Annotated in this window: 4 protein-coding genes; all 4 read left to right on the forward strand. The window is 73.3% G+C overall.

Annotated elements, in window-relative coordinates; all coding sequences use genetic code 11:
- Positions 1-50 precede the first annotated feature (50 nt).
- The 4 genes from AB0H88_RS10950 (at position 51) to AB0H88_RS10965 (ending at position 17,887) form a co-directional block, all read left to right on the forward strand.
- Positions 51-13,076 carry an SDR family NAD(P)-dependent oxidoreductase gene (locus tag AB0H88_RS10950; protein WP_357643101.1) on the forward strand — a complete coding sequence of 4,342 codons (13,026 nt, stop codon included), beginning with the start codon at positions 51-53 and terminating at the stop codon, positions 13,074-13,076.
- A 142-nt stretch (positions 13,077-13,218) separates the two neighbouring features.
- Positions 13,219-13,995: an ATP-binding cassette domain-containing protein gene (locus AB0H88_RS10955; RefSeq protein WP_357643102.1), complete on the forward strand. Its 777-nt coding sequence runs from the start codon at positions 13,219-13,221 to the stop codon at positions 13,993-13,995.
- Positions 13,995-16,559 (forward strand): ABC transporter permease, encoded by a 2,565-nt coding sequence (locus AB0H88_RS10960; RefSeq protein WP_357643103.1) that lies wholly within the window; start codon positions 13,995-13,997, stop codon positions 16,557-16,559. The genes AB0H88_RS10955 and AB0H88_RS10960 overlap by 1 nt, the downstream gene beginning before the upstream one ends.
- 44 nt (positions 16,560-16,603) lie before the next feature.
- Entirely contained in the window at positions 16,604-17,887 is a 1,284-nt protein-coding gene (locus AB0H88_RS10965) for an activator-dependent family glycosyltransferase (protein ID WP_357643104.1), read from the forward strand.

Raw genomic sequence — 17,887 nt, forward strand, 5'->3', positions numbered from 1 at the left:
TTGACGTCAACCGCAAGTACGAAATGACACGAGTGAGCGGAGTGTGTGTCTTGAGCGAGCAGCGTCGCTTCCTCGCCGACCTGGTGCACGACCTGACGGTCGAGGTCCTGCGGACCGTACTCCCAGACGCCCCTGACGCGGTGGATCCCCAGCGCGGCTTCAGGGAACTGGGACTCGACTCGCTGGCCGCCGTCGAACTGCACGACCGCCTGGCCCAGGCGGTCGGCGCCGAACTGCCGGTCACGATCGCCTTCGACCACCCCACCCCCGAGGCGGTCGTCGACTACCTGTTCACCGAGGTGCTCAGGCTGACCGACACGGAGACAGGTGAAGTCGATCCGGTCACCGCCGGGGCGCGCGTGGACGAGCCCCTCGCCATCATCGGCGTAGGGTGCCGCTATCCGGGCGGGATCACCACTCCCGAAGAGCTGTGGCGGCTGGTCGCCGAGAGCGGGGAGACCCTCACCGGGTTCCCCGCCGACCGGGGCTGGGACCTCGACCGGCTGTTCGACGACGACCCGGACGCGCCCAACTCCACCTATGTGCGCTCGGGCCACTTCCTGCACGACGCCGGTGAGTTCGACGCCGACTTCTTCGGCATCAACCCGCGTGAGGCCGTCGCCATGGACCCCCAGCAGCGGCTGGTGCTCGAAGCCTCCTGGGAGGCGTTCGAGCGGGCGGGCATCGACCCGCGCACGCTGCGCGGCAGCCAGGCCGGCGTGTTCATCGGCGCCGAGCCGCAGGACTACGGCCCCCGGCTGGACAAGGCGCCGGAAGAGGTCGAGGGCTATCTCGTGACGGGCAACGCGCCGAGCGTGGTGTCCGGCCGGATCGCCTACGCCCTCGGTCTCGAAGGGCCCACGCTCACCGTCGACACCGCCTGCTCCGCCTCCCTGGTCGCCCTGCACCTGGCCTGTCAGGCGCTGCGCAACGGCGAGACCGACCTGGCGCTGGCCGGTGGCGTGACCGTGATGTCCACCCCCGGCACCTACACCGCCTTCAGCCGGCAGCGGGTGCTCGCCGCGGACGGCCGGTGCAAGGCGTTCGCCGCCTCCGCCGACGGCACCGGCTTCTCCGAGGGCGTCGGGATCCTCGCGGTCGAGCGGCTGTCGGACGCGCGCCGCCGGGGCCACCCCGTGCTCGCGGTCATCCGGGGCTCGGCGATCAACCAGGACGGCGCGAGCAGCGGCCTGACCGCGCCGAACGGTCCTTCCCAGGAACGCGTGATCCGGCGGGCGCTGGGCAACGCGGGCCTGTCTCCGGCCGACGTCGACGTGGTCGAGGCGCACGGCACCGGCACCAAGCTGGGCGACCCGATCGAGGCGCACGCCCTGATGGCCACGTACGGCCGCGACCGGGGCGAACGCGGGCCGCTGCGCATCGGCTCCCTCAAGTCGAACATCGGGCACACCCAGGCGGCGGCCGGCGTCGCCGGGGTGATCAAGATGGCCATGGCCATGCGCCATGGGATGCTGCCCCGCACCCTGCACGTGGACGAGCCGTCGCCGTACGTCAACTGGTCGCTCGGCGCGGTCGAACTGCTCACCGAGAGCCGGCCCTGGCCCGCGGGCGGTGCCCCGCGGCGAGCCGGCGTCTCCTCCTTCGGCGTGAGCGGCACCAACGCGCACGTGATCCTGGAGGAGCCGCCCGTAGCAGCCACCCCGGATGGGGACGGCGGTCCGCCCCCGGCCGTCGTCCCCCTGGTGTTGTCGGCCAAGGCGCCCGAGGCGCTGCGCGCCCAGGCCGCCCGGCTGGCGGCCCATCTGACGGAACACGAGCACCTACGCCCGGCCGACGTCGCCCACTCGCTGGTGACCTCACGCTCGACCTGGCAGCACCGCGCGGTGGTCGCCGCCGGTGACCGGACCGAGCTGCTCGCCGGGCTGACCGCTCTGTCCGAAGGCGAGCCCGCCGCCGAGGTGACCGAGGGCGAGGCCGCCGCGGAGCGCCGCGTCGTCTTCATCTTCCCCGGCCAGGGCTCGCAGTGGGCCGGCATGGCGGTGGACCTCCTGGACACCTCCCCGGTCTTCGCCCGGAGCATGGCGGAGTGCGCGGCCGAGATCGAGACCCACGTCGACTGGCGGCTGCTCGACGTGCTGCGCGGCGAGCCGGGCGCGCCCTCGCTCGATCGGCTCGAGGTCGTCCAGCCGGCGCTGTTCGCGGTGATGGTGTCGGTGGCCGCCCTCTGGAAGTCGCTGGGCGTGCGGCCCGCCGCCGTCGTGGGTCACTCCCAGGGCGAGGTCGCCGCCGCGTACGTGGCCGGTGGACTGTCCCTGGCCGATGCCGTACGCGTGATCGTGCTGCGCAGCCGCCTGTTCGCCGAGCGTCTGGTGGGCAAGGGGGCGATCGCGGCCATCGCCGCGGCGGCCGGTGAGGTGGAGGAGCGGCTGGCCCGCTGGGAGGGACGGCTGTCCATCGGGGCGAAGAACGGCCCCTCGTCGTGCACCGCGGTGGGCGACGAGCAGGCGCTCGCCGAACTCGTCGCCGAATACGAGGCGGACGGCGTCCGCGCCCGCCTCCTGGCCAGCACCGTCGCCTCCCACTGCGACCAGGTGGACCCGCTGCGCGAGGAGCTGACCCGGCTGCTCGAAACCGTGTCCCCGATCCCGGGAGAGGTGCCGTTCCACTCCACCGTCACGGGCCAGGCCCTGGACACCGGCGAGCTGACCGCCGACTACTGGTTCCACAACGCCCGCCAGCCGATCGAGTTCCAGGCCGTGATCGAGGAGCTGCTCGCGGCGGGACACGACGCGTTCCTCGAGATGAGCGCCCATCCGGTGCTCGTGATGAGCGTGCAGGACACGATCGAGGAGGCCGGGGCCGACGCGTTCGCCGGCGGCACCCTGCGCCGCGGGGAAGGCGATCTGCGGCGCGTGCTGACCTCGGTCGCGGAGGCGTACGTGCGCGGCGTGGCCGTCGACTGGGACGCCCTCCTCCCCGGCACGAGCCTGGTCGATCTGCCCACGTACGCCTTCCAGCACCAGCACTACTGGCTGGAGACCCGCGGCTCGGCCGGTGACGTCGCCTCGGCGGGGCTGAGCGACGCCGGCCATCCGCTGCTGGGCGCGGCCGTGACGCTCGCCGAATCCGGTGGCGCCCTCCTGACCGGACGGCTCTCCGTCCAGCTGCACCCCTGGCTGGCCGACCACGCCGCCGCGGGCACGCCGCTGCTGCCCGGCACCGCCTTCGTCGAGCTCGCCATCCGGGCGGGCGATCAGGTCGGCTGCGGCCTGCTGGAGGAGCTGACGCTGGAGGCCCCGCTGGTCGTACCCGAGCGCGGCGGTGTGTGGCTGCAGGTGTCCGTCGGAGCGCCCGAGGACGCGGGACGACGCGGCATCACCGTGCACTCACGGGCGGAGGACGCCCCGGCCGACGCGCCGTGGATCCGCCACGCGAGCGGGTACGTCGCCGCTGATGACACCCCCGAGGTCTTCGACCTGGCCCAGTGGCCGCCGGAGGGAGCGACCGCCGCGGACCTCGACGGTCTGTACGAACGGCTCGCCGACGCCGGCTACGGCTACGGCCCGCTGTTCCAAGGGCTGAAGGCGGCGTGGCTGCGCGGTGACGAGGTCTTCGCCGAGGTCAGGCTGCCCGAGCAGGCGACCCGCGACGCCGAGCTGTACGGCCTGCACCCGGCGCTGCTCGACGCGGCGCTGCACGCGGGGTCGCTGCTGGACCCCGCCGACGATCGCTTGAGCCTGCCCTTCGCCTGGACCGGCGTGTCCCTGCGCGCCACGGGCGCGGCGGCCGTACGGGTCCGGCTGTCGCCATCGGGCCCCGACACCCTGTCGCTGTGGCTGGCCGACGCCTCGGGCGCGCCCGTCGCCACAGTGCGCTCGCTGGTCTCGCGGCCGGCCTCGGCGCAGCAGCTCTCCGCCGCCTCGGTGGCCCATGGCGATTCGCTGTTCCGCGTCGAGTGGACGGCGGCGCCCGCCGCTCAGCCGACGCCGGCCGGGGGCGCCGCGGTGCTCGGGCCGGACCCGTACGGCCTGCGCCGGGCGGGCGTCGCGAGTGCCGAGTACGCGGACCTGGCGGCGCTGACCTCGTCGGATCCGCTCCCCGACACCGTGTTCGCGAGCTTCCGGTCGGACGGCTCCGAACCGTTCGCGAGCTTCTGGCCGGACGGCTCCGAACCGTTCGTGAAGCTCTCGCCGGACAGCTCCGCGCCGGACGAAGCGGCGGATGGCGGCGTTCCGGATGGCGCGCGGTCGGCCACGCATCGGGCGCTGGGGCTCGTACAGGCCTGGCTGGCCGATGAGCGGCTGACCTCGGTGCGGCTCGTCGTGGTGACCTGCGGCGCGGTGGCGGCTGGCTCCGACGCGGAGGTACGGGACCTGGCGAGCGCGCCGGTGTGGGGCCTGCTGCGGTCCGCGCAGTCGGAGCACCCCGGCCGGTTCGTCCTGCTGGATCTCGACGACTCCGCGGTGCCGGTGCCCGCCGTGCTGGCGGCGCTCGCCGAGCCGCAGCTGGCCGTGCGATCCGGCGAGGTGCTGGTGCCCAGGCTGGCCCGCGCGGCCACCAAGGACACGCTGGCCCTGCCTGTGGGTGTCGCGGAATGGCGCCTGGACGCGGCGGTCAAGGGCAGCCTGGACGGCCTGTCCCTGGTTCCGTGCCCGGAGGCGGCCCGGCCGCTGGGGCCGGACGAGGTGCGGGTGTCGGTGCGGGCGGCCGGTCTCAACTTCCGCGACCTGGTCGTCACCCTCGGCATGGTGCCCGAACACGGCGAGCCCATCGGCGGCGAGGTCGCGGGTGTGGTGCTGGAGGTGGGCTCGGCCGTGGCCGATCTGGTGCCCGGTGATCGGGTGCTGGGGCTGCTGGACGGGGCCTTCGGTCCCGTGGGAGTGACGGATCGGCGGTTGCTGGCGCCGATGCCCGCCGGTTGGTCGTTCGCGCAGGCGGCGTCGGTGCCGGTGGCGTTCCTGACCGCCTACTACGGGCTGGCCGATCTGGCCGGTGTCCAGGCCGGTGATCGGGTGCTGGTGCACGCGGCCGCCGGTGGAGTCGGCATGGCGGCGGTACAGCTCGCCCGCTCCTTCGGCGCGGAGGTGTTCGGTACGGCGAGCCCCGGCAAGTGGGCGTCGACGACCCTGGACGACGAGCATGTGGCCTCCTCGCGGACGCTGGAGTTCGCGGCCAAGTTCGGTCAGATGGATGTGGTGCTCAACTCGCTGGCCGGGGAGTTCACCGACGCCTCGCTGGACATGCTGTCCGGGGGCGGCCGGTTCCTGGAGATCGGCAAGACCGACCTGCGCGAACCCGGCCAGGTCGCCGACGCGCACCCCGGCGTGCGTTACCTCCCCTACTCCCTGATGGAGGCCGGTCCCGAGCGCCTGGGCGAGCTGCTGGCCGAGGTGATGGCCCTGTTCGGGCGGGGCGCGCTGGAGCTGCCGCCGGTCCGGGTCTGGGACGTGCGGCGGGCCGGCGAGGCGCTGCGGTTCATGTCGCTCGCCCGGCACACCGGGAAGATCGTGCTGTCGATGCCGCCCACGTTCGGCGGCGGCGGGACGGTGCTCGTCACCGGTGGCACGGGCGGTCTGGGCGCGCTGGTGGCCCGCCACCTGGTGACGGTGCACGGCGTACGGGACCTGCTGCTCGTGAGCCGGTCCGGGATCTCGGCCGCCGGCGCGCCGGAACTGCTGGAAGAGCTGTCCGGGGCGGGCGCGCGGGTGCGGGTCGTGGCCTGCGACGTCGCGGACCGGGCGGCTCTGGCCGAGGTACTGGCCGAGGTACAGACCCCGCTGCGCGGGGTGGTGCACGTCGCCGGGGCGCTGGACGACGGCGTGGTGGCCGCGCTGACGCCGGAGCGCCTGGACGCGGTGCTGCGGCCCAAGGTCTCCGGGGCGTGGAATCTGCACGAGCTGACGCGGGAGCTGGACGTGTCGGCGTTCGTGCTGTTCTCCTCCGCGGCCGGTGTCCTGGGCGATGCCGGGCAGGGCAACTACGCGGCGGCGAACGTGTTCATGGACGCGCTGGCCGCCCACCGGCGGGCACACGGACTCGCCGCGGTGTCGCTGGCCTGGGGCTTCTGGGAACAACGCAGCAACATGAGCGCCCATCTGCGCGACACCGACATAGCGCGCATGGAGCGGTCGGGCGCCCGCGGCCTGTCCTCCGAGGACGGGCTGGCGCTCTTCGACGCCGCTCTGACGGTGGACGAGGCCCTGCTGGCGCCGATCCGCCTCGACCTGGCCGCGATGCGCCGCGACCCCGCCGGGGTCCAGCCGTTGCTGCGCGGCCTGGTCCACGCGCCCGCGCAGCGGAGCGTCGCGGCGGGCGCCGTGCCCGGCGGTGTCGCCTCCGCGCTGGAGCGGCAGCTGGCCGGGCTGCCCGAGAACGACCGCGACCAGGTGCTGGTCTCCCTGATCCGGGCGCAGGCCGCCACCGTGCTCGGCCATGCCGACGCCGGCTCGGTGGACGCCGGCCGGGCGTTCAAGGAGCTCGGCTTCGACTCCCTGACCGCCATCGAGCTGCGTAACCGGCTCAATGCCGCCACCGGGTTGCGACTGCCCGCCACGCTGGTCTTCGACTATCCGACGCCCGCCGCGCTCGCCCAGCACATCAAGGGCAGGTTGCTCGGTGCGGCGGCCCCCGTCGCGCCGGTCGCCACCCCCGCCGCCCCGCTCGACGACGATCCGATCGTCATCGTCGGGATGGGCTGCCGCTATCCCGGCGGCGTCGACTCGCCGGAGGCGTTGTGGCGCATGCTCGCCGAAGGCCGGGACGCGATGTCGGAGTTCCCCGCCGACCGCGGCTGGGACCTGGAGCGGCTCTACGACCCCGACACCGAGAGCGCCGGCAGCAGCTATGTGCGGGTGGGCGGCTTCGTGTACGAGGCCGGCGACTTCGACGCGGCCTTCTTCGGGATCTCGCCGCGTGAGGCCCTGGCCACCGACCCGCAGCAGCGGCTGCTGCTCGAAGCCGCCTGGGAGACCCTCGAACGCGCGGGCATCGACCCGGGCGACCTCAGAGGCAGCTCGACGGGCGTGTTCGTCGGCGCCTCCGCCACCGGCTACGGCACCGGGCCCGCCCCCCTGCCCGAGGAGGTGGAGGGATACCTGATCACCGGCAACTCCAGCTCGGTGATGTCCGGCCGCGTCTCCTACGCGCTCGGCCTGGAGGGTCCGGCCGTCACCCTGGACACGGCGTGCTCGTCGTCCCTGGTCGCGCTCCACCTGGCCTGCGAGTCGCTGCGCCGCGGCGAGAGCACGCTCGCGCTGGCCGGTGGTGTGACCGTGCTGTCCACCCCGGAGATCTTCGTGGAGTTCAGCCGACAGCGGGGTCTGGCGCGGGACGGGCGCTGTAAGGCGTTCGCGGAGGCGGCGGACGGTACGGCCTTCGCCGAGGGTGTGGGTCTGCTGTTGCTGGAGCGGCTGTCGGACGCGTGCCGCAACGGCCACCAGGTGCTGGCGGTCGTGCGGGGGAGCGCGGTCAATCAGGACGGCGCGAGCAACGGGCTCACGGCGCCGAACGGGCCGTCCCAGCAGCGGGTGATCCGCCAGGCGGTGGCCAACGCCGGTCTCGGCCTGGCCGACATCGACGCGGTCGAGGCCCACGGCACCGGCACCACGCTCGGGGACCCGATCGAGGCGCAGGCGCTGCTGGCCACGTACGGACAGGACCGTCCAGAGGATCGGCCACTGTGGCTGGGCACGGTCAAGTCCAACATCGGGCACACCCAGTGCGCGGCCGGCGTCGCCGGTGTGATCAAGATGGTCCTGGCGATGCGGCACGGCGTACTGCCGAAGACACTGCACGTCGACGCCCCCTCCTCGCACGTGGACTGGTCGGCGGGCGCGGTGTCGCTGGTGACCGAGGCGACCCCCTGGCAGGACCGCGACGGGCGGCCACGCCGGGCGGGAGTGTCGTCGTTCGGTATCAGCGGGACCAACGCGCACGTGGTGATCGAGGGCGTGCCGGCCGAGGAGCCGGCTCCGGACGACACGCCGGTTGGTGACGCGCCGGTGCCGGTGGTGGTCTCCGCGCGTGGCGCGGACGCGGTGCGGGCGCAGGCGGAGCGGCTGCGGGACTTCGTGGCGGCCGCCGAGGACGTGGGCCCCGCGCAGGTGGGTTACTCGCTGGTCAGAACGCGGTCGCTGCTGAGCCATCGCGCCGTCGTGGTGGCGGCCGATCGGGCGCAGTTGATCGCGGGTCTGGCGCGGGTCGCCGAAGGGGCCGAGCCGGTCGACGTCGTGAGCGGTCCCGGGGACACGGAGAGCGCCGGGCTGGGCTTCATGTTCACCGGCCAGGGGAGCCAGCGGGTGGGGATGGGCCTGGAGCTGACCAGGACGTTCCCCACGTTCAAGGAACAACTGGAGGCGGTCGCGGCGGGCTTGGACCGCCACCTGGATGTGCCCCTGACCGAGGTGATGTGGGGCAGGCCGGACCTCCTGGACCAGACGCTGTACGCCCAGACGGGGCTGTTCGCCCTGGAAGTGGCCCTCTATCGGCTCCTGGAGTCGTGGGGGACGGTGCCGGACTACCTGATGGGCCATTCGGTGGGCGAGCTCGCGGCGGCGCACGTGGCGGGCGTGCTGTCGCTGGAGGACGCGTGCGCGCTCGTGGCGGCGCGGGGCCGGCTGATGCAGAGCCTCCCGCCGGGCGGCGCGATGCTCGCGGTCGCGGCGGGAGAGGGAACGGTCGCCAAGCTGCTGGCCGAGCTCTCCGACGTGGCGGGCAAGGTGGAGGTCGCCTCGGTGAACGGACCGGCCTCGATCGTGGTCTCGGGTGACGAGCCCGCGGTGGAGCGGGTGGCGGCGGAGTTCGGCCGGCGCGGGTTGAGGTGCCGGCGGCTGCGGGTCAGCGACGCGTTCCACTCCCATCGCATGGAGCCGATCCTCAGCGCCTTCGGTGAGGTGGCCGCCGGACTGGAGTACCAGGACGCGGCGATCCCGGTGGTGTCGAACCTGACCGGTGAGCCGGTGTCGCGGTTCTCGGCCGAGTACTGGGTGCGGCATGTGCGGGAGCCTGTACGGTTCGCCGACGGCGTCGCCTTCCTGCGCGAGCGGGGCGTGCGGACCCTCCTGGAGCTGGGTCCCGACGCGGTGCTGTCGGGGCTGGTACAGGAAGGCGTACCGGAGCGGGACTCCGCGCCGGTGGCGGTGCCGGTGCTGCGGCGGGACCGGGACGAGGCCGGGCAACTGGTCGCGGCCGTCGGCCGGGCGTACGCGCGCGGCGCGGAGGTGGATTGGGACACCTTCTTCGCCGGAGCCCGGCAGGTGGAGCTTCCCACCTACGCCTTCCAGCGCCGGCACTACTGGCTGCGGCCCGCCCACCACGCCGGCGATCCCGCCTCGCTAGGGCTCGAGGCCGCGGGTCACCCGCTGCTGGGCGCCGCGGTCGAGCTGCCCGACACCGGTGGGTCGCTGTACACTGGCAGGCTCTCGCTGGCCGGCCACCCCTGGCTGGCCGATCACCGGATCCTCGGCACCGTGCTGGTTCCTGGCACGGCCTTCGTCGAGCTCGCCGTCGCGGCCGGTCACCAGGCCGGATGCGATCTCGTCGAAGAGCTGACCCTGGAGGCGCCCCTCGTGCTGGGGGAGCGGGACGCCGTCACGATCGAGGTGATCGTCTCCGGGGCGGACGACTCGGGCCGCCGTACGGTGACCGTCTACTCGCGGGCCACCACGGGCGAGCGGCCCTGGACCCGGCACGCGACCGGGACGCTAGCCGTCGCGGACCAACGCCCCACCTTCGACCTGGCCGAATGGCCGCCGCCCGGCGCCACGCCCATCGACGTCGACGACCTCTACGCGCGGCTGGCCGTCGAAGGCACGGAATACGGACCCGCCTTCCGGGGACTGCGCGCGGCCTGGCGGCGTGACGGCCAGGTGTTCGCCGACATAGAGCTGCCCGACGGCGTGGTGGCCGACGCCGGCCGCTTCGGCCTGCATCCGGCGCTGTTCGACGCCGTGCTGCATGCCATCGGGCTGGCGACCGGGGATCCCCGGGACGGCAGGGCGATGGCGCCCGGGGATCCTCGGGTCGAGCTGCCCTTCAGCTGGAGCGACGTCAGCCTGTACGCGACCGGCGCCACCGCCGCCCGCGTCCAGGTGTCCGCCGACGGCACGGGCGCGCCCTTGCTGAGCGTGGCGGACGCGACGGGCGCGCCGCTGGCCAGCGTGGGCTCGCTGGCCATGCGGCCGGTCTCCGGGGCCGGGCTCGGCGCCGGCCGGAGCGGGGCGGGCGCCTCGCCGTACCAGGTGAGCTGGACACGCGTGGCCATCGGAGGCGCGCGCGACGACTGGGCGGTGCTCGGCGCCGACGACGGCGAGTTGCCCATGGGCCTGCGCGCCGCGGGACTCTCCGTGCGCGCCGTCCCGGACCTGGACGCACTGGCCGCGCTGAGCCCGCCGCCGTCGGCGGTGCTGGTGCGCGCCGGGTACGAGCCTGGGGGGCTGGTCGCCGCAGGACACGAGCCCGCGTCGGCGGGGCCGGTCTCGGCCGGGCACGAGGCCGCGTCGGCGGACCCGTCGGCGGATGCGCGTGAGCTGACCGGCCGGACGCTCGGCCTGCTTCAGGGCTGGCTGGCCGATGAGCGCTTCGGCACCGTCCGGCTGGTGCTGGTGACCGATGATTCGGTGCGGACCGGTGCCGACGACGACACGCCCGACCTGGCCCACGCCCCCGTCCGGGGTCTGGTACGCGCCGCGCAGGCCGAGAATCCCGGCCGGTTCCTCCTCGTCGACGTGGACGGCACGGCGGCCTCCTATCGGGCGCTGCCCACCGTACTGACTGGTCAGGAGCCTGAGCTGGCTCTTCGCGAAGGCGACGCCCTCGCGCCACGCCTGACCAGGACCGGCGAGGACGGCCTGCTGAAGCCGCCGGCCGATGCCGAGTCCTGGCATCTGGAGATCACCGAGCCAGGGACGATCGACGCCCTGGCGGCGACCGCCTGCGACGCGGCCCGGCGGCCCTTGGAGGAGTTCGAGGTACGCGTGTCCATGCGGGCCTGCGGACTCAACTTCCGTGACGTCCTGATGGCCCTCGGCATGTACCCGGGCGAGGCGTCCATCGGCGGCGAGGGCGCCGGCGTGGTCGTCGAGGTCGGCTCCGGCGTCACCCGGTTCGCTCCGGGAGACAGGGTGTTCGGGCTGTTCGAGGGTGGTTTCGGGCCCTATACGGTGACCGATCACCGGATGGTGGCGCACATGCCGGACGGCTGGTCCTTCGTGGACGCGGCCGCCGTGCCGGCCGTGTTCGCGACCGCCTACTACGGGCTGGTCGATCTGGCCGACCTGCGGGCGGGGGACCGGGTGCTGGTGCACGCGGCCGCCGGTGGGGTCGGCATGGCGGCGGTGCAGCTCGCGCGGTGGCTGGGCGCGGAGGTGTTCGGTACGGCGAGTCCCGGCAAGTGGGCGTCGCTGCCTCTGGACGATGCGCATGTGGCCTCGTCGCGGACGCTGGAGTTCGCGGAGAAGTTCGGCCAGGTGGATGTGGTGCTCAACTCGCTGGCGGGTGAGTTCACCGACGCCTCCCTGGGCATGCTGGCCGCGGGTGGCCGGTTCGTGGAGATGGGCAAGACGGACATCCGGGACGTGGAGACGATCGCGCCCGGCGTTCGCTACGCGCCCTTCGACCTCTCCGACGCAGGACCGGACCGGACCCAGGAGATCCTGACCGAGCTGGTGAAGCTGTTCGAGGAAGGCACCTTCGCACCCCTGCCGACCCGCGTCTGGGACATGCGGCGCGCGCCCGAGGCGTTCCGGTACATGGCGCAGGCCCGGCACACCGGCAAGATCGTGCTGACCCTGCCCACCCCGATCGGCGGAGCCGGCACCGTGCTCGTCACCGGCGGCACGGGCGGGCTCGGCGCCCTGGTGGCCCGGCATCTGGTGGCCGCGCACGGCGTGCGCGACCTGCTGCTGGTCGGCCGCAGAGGGCTCGACGCCCCGGGCACCGACCGGCTGCGCGCGGAGCTCACCGAGCAGGGGGCCCGCGTCGAGGTCGCGGCGTGCGACGTCGCCGACCGCGACGCGCTCGCGGAACTGCTCGCGGGCCGTCCGCTGACCGCGGTCGTGCACACGGCGGGCGTCGTGGCCGACGGCGTCATCGGCTCGCTCACGGCCGAGCAGCTGGACACGGTCTGGCAGCCCAAAGCCCACGCCGCCTGGCATCTTCACCAACTCACGAAAAATCTTGACCTGTCGGCGTTCGTGCTCTTCTCCTCCTCTGCCGGCACGCTCGATGCCGCCGGGCAGGGCAACTACGCGGCGGCCAACGCCTTCCTCGACGCGCTGGCCGCGCACCGCAGGGCGGCCGGTCTGCCGGGGCTCTCGCTGGCCTGGGGCATGTGGGCGCCGGAGGTGGGCGGTATGACCGCCCAGCTCGGCGAGGCCGATCTGCGCCGGCTGCGTCACTCGGGCCTGCTGCCGCTGTCGGCCGAGGCGGGGCTGGCGCTGTTCGACGAGTCGCTCGCGCTCGACGAGCCCGCGCTGGTGCCGATCCGGCTGGATCTCGCGGCCGTGCGGTCGCGGGAGGAAGGGCCGCCGGCGATGCTCCGTGGCCTGGTCACCGCCCCCGTCGGGCGGGCGCCCGCCACGCCCTCGGTCACGGCCGCCGCCGCGCCCGTCTCGTTGACGGATCGGCTGACGCCGCTGTCCAGGGCGGCCCGCGACCGCCTGCTGCTGAGCCTGGTACGCACCCACGTCGCCGCCGTGCTCGGCCATGCCGGCGAGGACCCGGTCGATCCGGTGCGGGGGTTCAAGGAGCTGGGCTTCGACTCGCTGACCGCGGTCGAGCTGCGCAACCGGCTGAGCGCGGCGGCGGACATACGCCTGCCCGCCACGCTCGTCTTCGACTACCCGACACCAGAAGCCGTGGCCGCCTTCATCAAGACCGAACTGCTCGGCGACGACGATACGGCCGCCGAGCCGCTGGAGGCCGAGCTGGCCGAGCTCGAACAGGCGCTGGACAGGCTCGTACCGGATCCCGACGGCCACGCGCGGATCACCGCGCGGCTCAAGGCGCTCACGGCGAAGTGGGCCGAGGCGCACGGCCGGCCGGCGGACCCGGCGGAGCCGACGCTCGAATCGGCCAGCGCGGAAGAACTTTTCACCATTCTCGACAGAGAATTCTAATGCCATGTCATGGCCTCCGACAAAGAGTCCGATTTTCCGGCCCGAGCACCGTTCATGCCACCGAACCATCCCTGAAGAGGAGGAGACGGATGGCCCTTCAGGCCGATGTGCGGAATATGAATCGGTGATTAGCATCCGTTCTATGAGCAGAGCTGCGGACAATCCGAGGAGCGAAGAAGGCGACATCGTACGGTTGAATTGCGTACGACAGACCTACACCACCGGGAAGGGCAGCTTCGTGGCGCTGAGCGGCGTCACGATCGGCTGCCGGAAACGCGCGCTCACCGCGGTCATCGGGCCGTCGCGGTCCGGCAAGAGCACGCTGCTGCGCTGCGCGTCGGGACTGGAGCGACCGGCGTCGGGGTCGGTGGTCCTCGACGGCGAGGAGCTGACCGACCTCGACGACGCGTCGCTGACCAGGCTGCGGCGTGACCGGCTCGGCTTCGTCTTCCAAGGGTCCAACCTGCTGCCCGCGCTCAACGTGGCGGAGAACATCGCGCTGCCCGGCTATCTGGCGGGCCGCAGCGTCGACACCGTGCTGCTGGACCGGGTGATCGCGCAGATCGGCCTGACCGACCACCTGCACGACCTGCCGCACCGGCTGTCCTTCGCCGAGCAGCAGCGGGTGGCGGTCGCGCGGGCCCTGGTCAGCCGGGCGCCGGTGATCTTCGCCGACGAGCCCACCTGCGCGCAGGACAACGACGGCCTCGACCAGGTGCTCGGCCTGCTGCGCGAATCGGCGCGGGCGGGACAGACGGTGGTGGTGGCCACGCACGACTCGCGGATCGCGGCCTACGCGGACCACGTCTACTTCATGGCCGGCGGCCGGGTCGTGGACGAGCTGGCGCTCCCGCCCACCAAGGCGGCGGCGGAGCGGATGGCCCATCTGGCGATGTGGGACCGGGGAGAGCCGTCCTGATGTGGCGTCTGGCCCTGCGTACGCTGTCCCACCGCAGGGGCGCGTTCTCGGCGGTGCTCGCCACGATCTTCGCCGCCGCCGCCATCGTGGCGGCGTGCGCGGGGCTGATGGCGGCGGGGATCCAGGCCGCGTTCCCGCCCGAGCGCCTGGCCGGCGCCGCGGTGGTGGTCGCGGGTGACCCGTCCTACCGGTTGCCGGACGACGACCCCGGCGACGACGAGGCCGAATGGGCGAGCCTGTCCGAGACCGTACGCCTGAGCCGGTCCCTGCTGGAGACCGTGCGGGCGGTGCCCGGGGTCGCCGACGCCATCGGTGACGTCTCCATCCCCGTCACCATGCTCGGCGGGGACGCGCCCCGGGCCACGGGGCACGAATGGACCTCGGCGGGGCTGCTGCCGTACGAGCTGCGGGCCGGCACCGCGCCCGCGACGGCCGGAGACGTCGTGCTGGACGCGGCGCTCGCCACGCGATCGGGCAGCCACGTGGGCGACCGGATACAGGTCGTGGTCCGTGGTGCCGTCGCGACCTTCCGGGTGAGCGGTGTGGCCGCCCCGGCGGCGGGACGTACGGCCACCGCGGCCGCGATGTTCTTGACGCCCTACGACGCGCGGTGGCTGTCCGGCCATCCGGACTCGGTGGACGCGATAGCCGTGATCCCCGTGCCCGGGATGGGCGAGCAGGCGCTCGCGGGCCGGGTGCGCGCCGCCCTGCGCGGCCAGTCCGCGGTGACGCTCACCGGGGACGACCGCGGGCTCGCCGAGTTCGCGCAGGCGCGCGCCGGCCGCGAGAACCTGGTCACCATCGCCGGCCTGATCGGCGGCACGACACTCCTGGTCGGCATGCTCGTCCTGGTCAGCACCATGAGACTCCTGGTCGAGCACCGGGCGTCGGAGCTGACGCTGCTGCACGCGATGGGCACGCCGCCCCGCCGCGTCCGCCTGATGATGCTCGGCGAGGTGGCGACGATCTCGGTCGTCGCCACAGCGGCGGGCACGGTGCTCGGCGGCCACCTCGGCGGCCAGTTGTTCGGGCACCTGGTGCGCGACGGGGTCGTACCGGCGGCCCTGCGGTTCGACCCGGGCTGGCTCCCGGCCGCGCTCGCGGCCGCCGTGTGCCTGTGCACCGGACTGGCGGCCGCCTTCTTCCCGATCTGGCGGGCCGCGCGGCCTCGCCCCGCCACGGCGCTCAGTTCGGTGCCGCAGGACCACGGCCTCGACCGGGCGCGTGCGGCGCTCGCCCTGATCTGCCTCGGCGTGGTGGGCACGACGATCTGCTCGGCCATGGTGATGATCCGGTCGGCCGCGGTGAGCGTCGCCTGCCTCGCCGCGATCGTGGTGATCCTCGGCGTGGCCGTGGTGGCCTCCAGGATGACCAAGGCGATGAGCGGGCTGGTCGGCCGGGCCGTACGCGCCCGGCCCAGGACCATCGGCCGCCTCGCCCTGCTCAACAGCTGCGCCCGGCCGTTCGGTATGGCCACCGCGGTCCTGCCCATCATGCTCGCGACCGGGATCAGCACGGCGAACATCTATCTGCAGATGACGCAGGCCGACCAGGTCCGGCAGGTCCGCATGGAGGACCTGCGGGCCGATCACGTGATCACCGGCGGCTTCGGTCCCGGTCTGCTGGGCCGGGTCCGGTCCGTCCCAGGGGTCATGGCGGCGTCGGAGCTGGCGACCAGCAGCGGGTTCGTCGAGGGCCCGTACGACCCCTGGCAGAGCGAGCACGGCTGGCCGCTCCTGGGCCTCACGGCGGACGGGGCGGCGGGCGTCACGGACATCTCCCTCACGGCGGGCACGCTCACCGGACTGCGTGGCGATTCCGTCGCCCTCACCCGGCAGCACGCCCAGGAGCTCGGCAGGGGGATCGGCGACCCGATCACCCTGCGGCTGGGCGACGGCGCCAAGGTGGACCTGAGAGTGGTCGCGCTGCTCGCGGACCGGCCCGGCGGCGAGATGATCCTGCTGCCCGCCACCCTGCTCGCCGCCCACACGACCGCCGGCTCGCCGACCCAGATCCTGGTCCGGGCGGCGCCCGGCGGTGACCCGCGGAAATTACGCGCCGACCTCGTCGAGGCGACGGGCCGCCTGCCCACGCTGCGGGTCGGCGACGGCACCGGAACGTCCATGACCGCGGCCGAGCAGGGGCGGACCCGGGCCTGGATCAACTACCTGTTCACCGGAGTGATCATCATCTTCGCCGGCATCTCGGTGATCAGCGCCCAGGCGATGGGAGCCGGATCGCGGCGCAGAGAATTCCGTCTTCAACGCCTGATCGGGTTCACCCGTGGCCAGATCCTGCGGATGGTGGGGATCGAGGCCGTGGTGGTCGCCATGGTCGGCGTCGTGCTCGGCACGGCGGCGGTCGCCCCCATCCTGATTCCGTTCGCCATGGCGGTCAACGGCTCACCGATGCCCCCGGGGCCGGCGTGGGTCTATCTCGCCGTGATCTGCTCCGCGACCCTCTCCGCCCTCCTGGCGACGCTGTCCCCCGTGTGGGCGATCATCCGGCCGCGCACAGGGGAGCGTGAGGGGTCCCCTAGGGGTCGGGCCGTCATCCGCGCATAGGTAGCGTCCCATTCGACGCGATAAATAATCTGGAGGAATTGTTCATGCGTGTTCTGTTCACTCAACACGCGGCAAACGCGCACCTCTTTCTCATGGTCCCCATCGCCTGGGCGATGAAAGCCGCGGGCCACGAAGTAATCGTCGCCGGCCAGCCGGACATCGTCGACGCCATTACCAGCACCGGCTTGACCGCTTTATCGGTCGGCGGAAAGTCCGACGTGGCCGAGCGGCTGGCGGAAACCCCGCTCGACCGGCAGATCTACGGCTCCGGATACGACATCGCGGAAGAGCGCCCCGAGGTGCTCACCTACGAGTACGTCCGCGACTGCCTGGACGCCTTCTGCTCCCCGATGGCCCTGGACTTCATCACCGACGAGTCCATGTACGCCGACCTGGTCGCCTTCTGCCGGAGCTGGCAGCCCGACCTGGTGGTCTGGGACTCCATCACCTTCCCGGGCCCCGTGGCCGCCCGGGCGTGCGGCGCGGCGCAGGTCCGGTCGACCTTCGGCCGCGATCACTGGGCGCGGATGCGCTCGCTGTTCCTCCGGCTGCGCGCGGAGCAGCCGGATGAACCGCGTGAGGATCCCGTGGTCGAGTGGATCACGGCGAAGCTGGCGGCGTACGGCTGCGACTTCGACGAGGAGGTGATCCTCGGCCAGGCCACGATCGACTCCATGCCGGCCTGGCTGCGCTTCCCCGGTGAGGACGACCACCTGCGCGTCCGTTTCATCCCCTACAACGGCCCCTCGACCATCCCGGCCTGGCTCAGGGAGCCGCCGTCCCGGCGGCGGATCTGCTTCACCCTAGGGGTGTCCGGCAGGGAGGTCTGGGGCGGGCGCGGCAGCGTCAGGGCCGCCGAGCTGTTCGAGGCCGTGGCCGACCTGGACGTCGAGGTGGTCGCGACCCTGAAGGAGAACCAGCTGGACGGCGCGAAGGTGCCGGCGAACGTCCGCATCGTGGACTTCGTCCCGCTCAACTCCCTGCTGCCCGGCTGCTCGGCCATCGTCCACCACGGCGGCACGGGGACCACCTGCACGGCCATCACCCATGGCGTGCCCCAGCTCATCGTCCCCGCCCAGCTCTACGACGAGACGGGCATGGCCCATCAGGTGGCCCATCAGGGAGCGGGCCTGGTCATCGAGCCCGACCAGCTCTCGGCGCGGACGCTGCGCGACGGGCTGCTGCGGCTGCTGGAGGAAGAGCCGTTCCGGCGGAACGCGGTCCGGATCCAGCAGGACATGGCGAAGACGCCGACGCCGGCCGACGGCGTACGTGATCTAGAAGAGCTGGTCGCCCGTCACCAGGCGGCTTCCCCGACCCGGAGATGA

The sequence above is a fragment of the Nonomuraea sp. NPDC050680 genome, assembly GCF_040654555.1.
GTDB lineage: Bacteria > Actinomycetota > Actinomycetes > Streptosporangiales > Streptosporangiaceae > Nonomuraea.

Excerpts from the sequence above, each read along its gene's own strand:
- AB0H88_RS10955 (WP_357643102.1), top strand. The coding sequence starts at position 13,219 with ATGAGCAGAGCTGCGGACAATCCGAGGAGCGAAGAAGGCGACATCGTA.
- AB0H88_RS10965 (WP_357643104.1), top strand. The coding sequence starts at position 16,604 with ATGCGTGTTCTGTTCACTCAACACGCGGCAAACGCGCACCTCTTTCTC.
- AB0H88_RS10960 (WP_357643103.1), top strand. The coding sequence starts at position 13,995 with ATGTGGCGTCTGGCCCTGCGTACGCTGTCCCACCGCAGGGGCGCGTTC.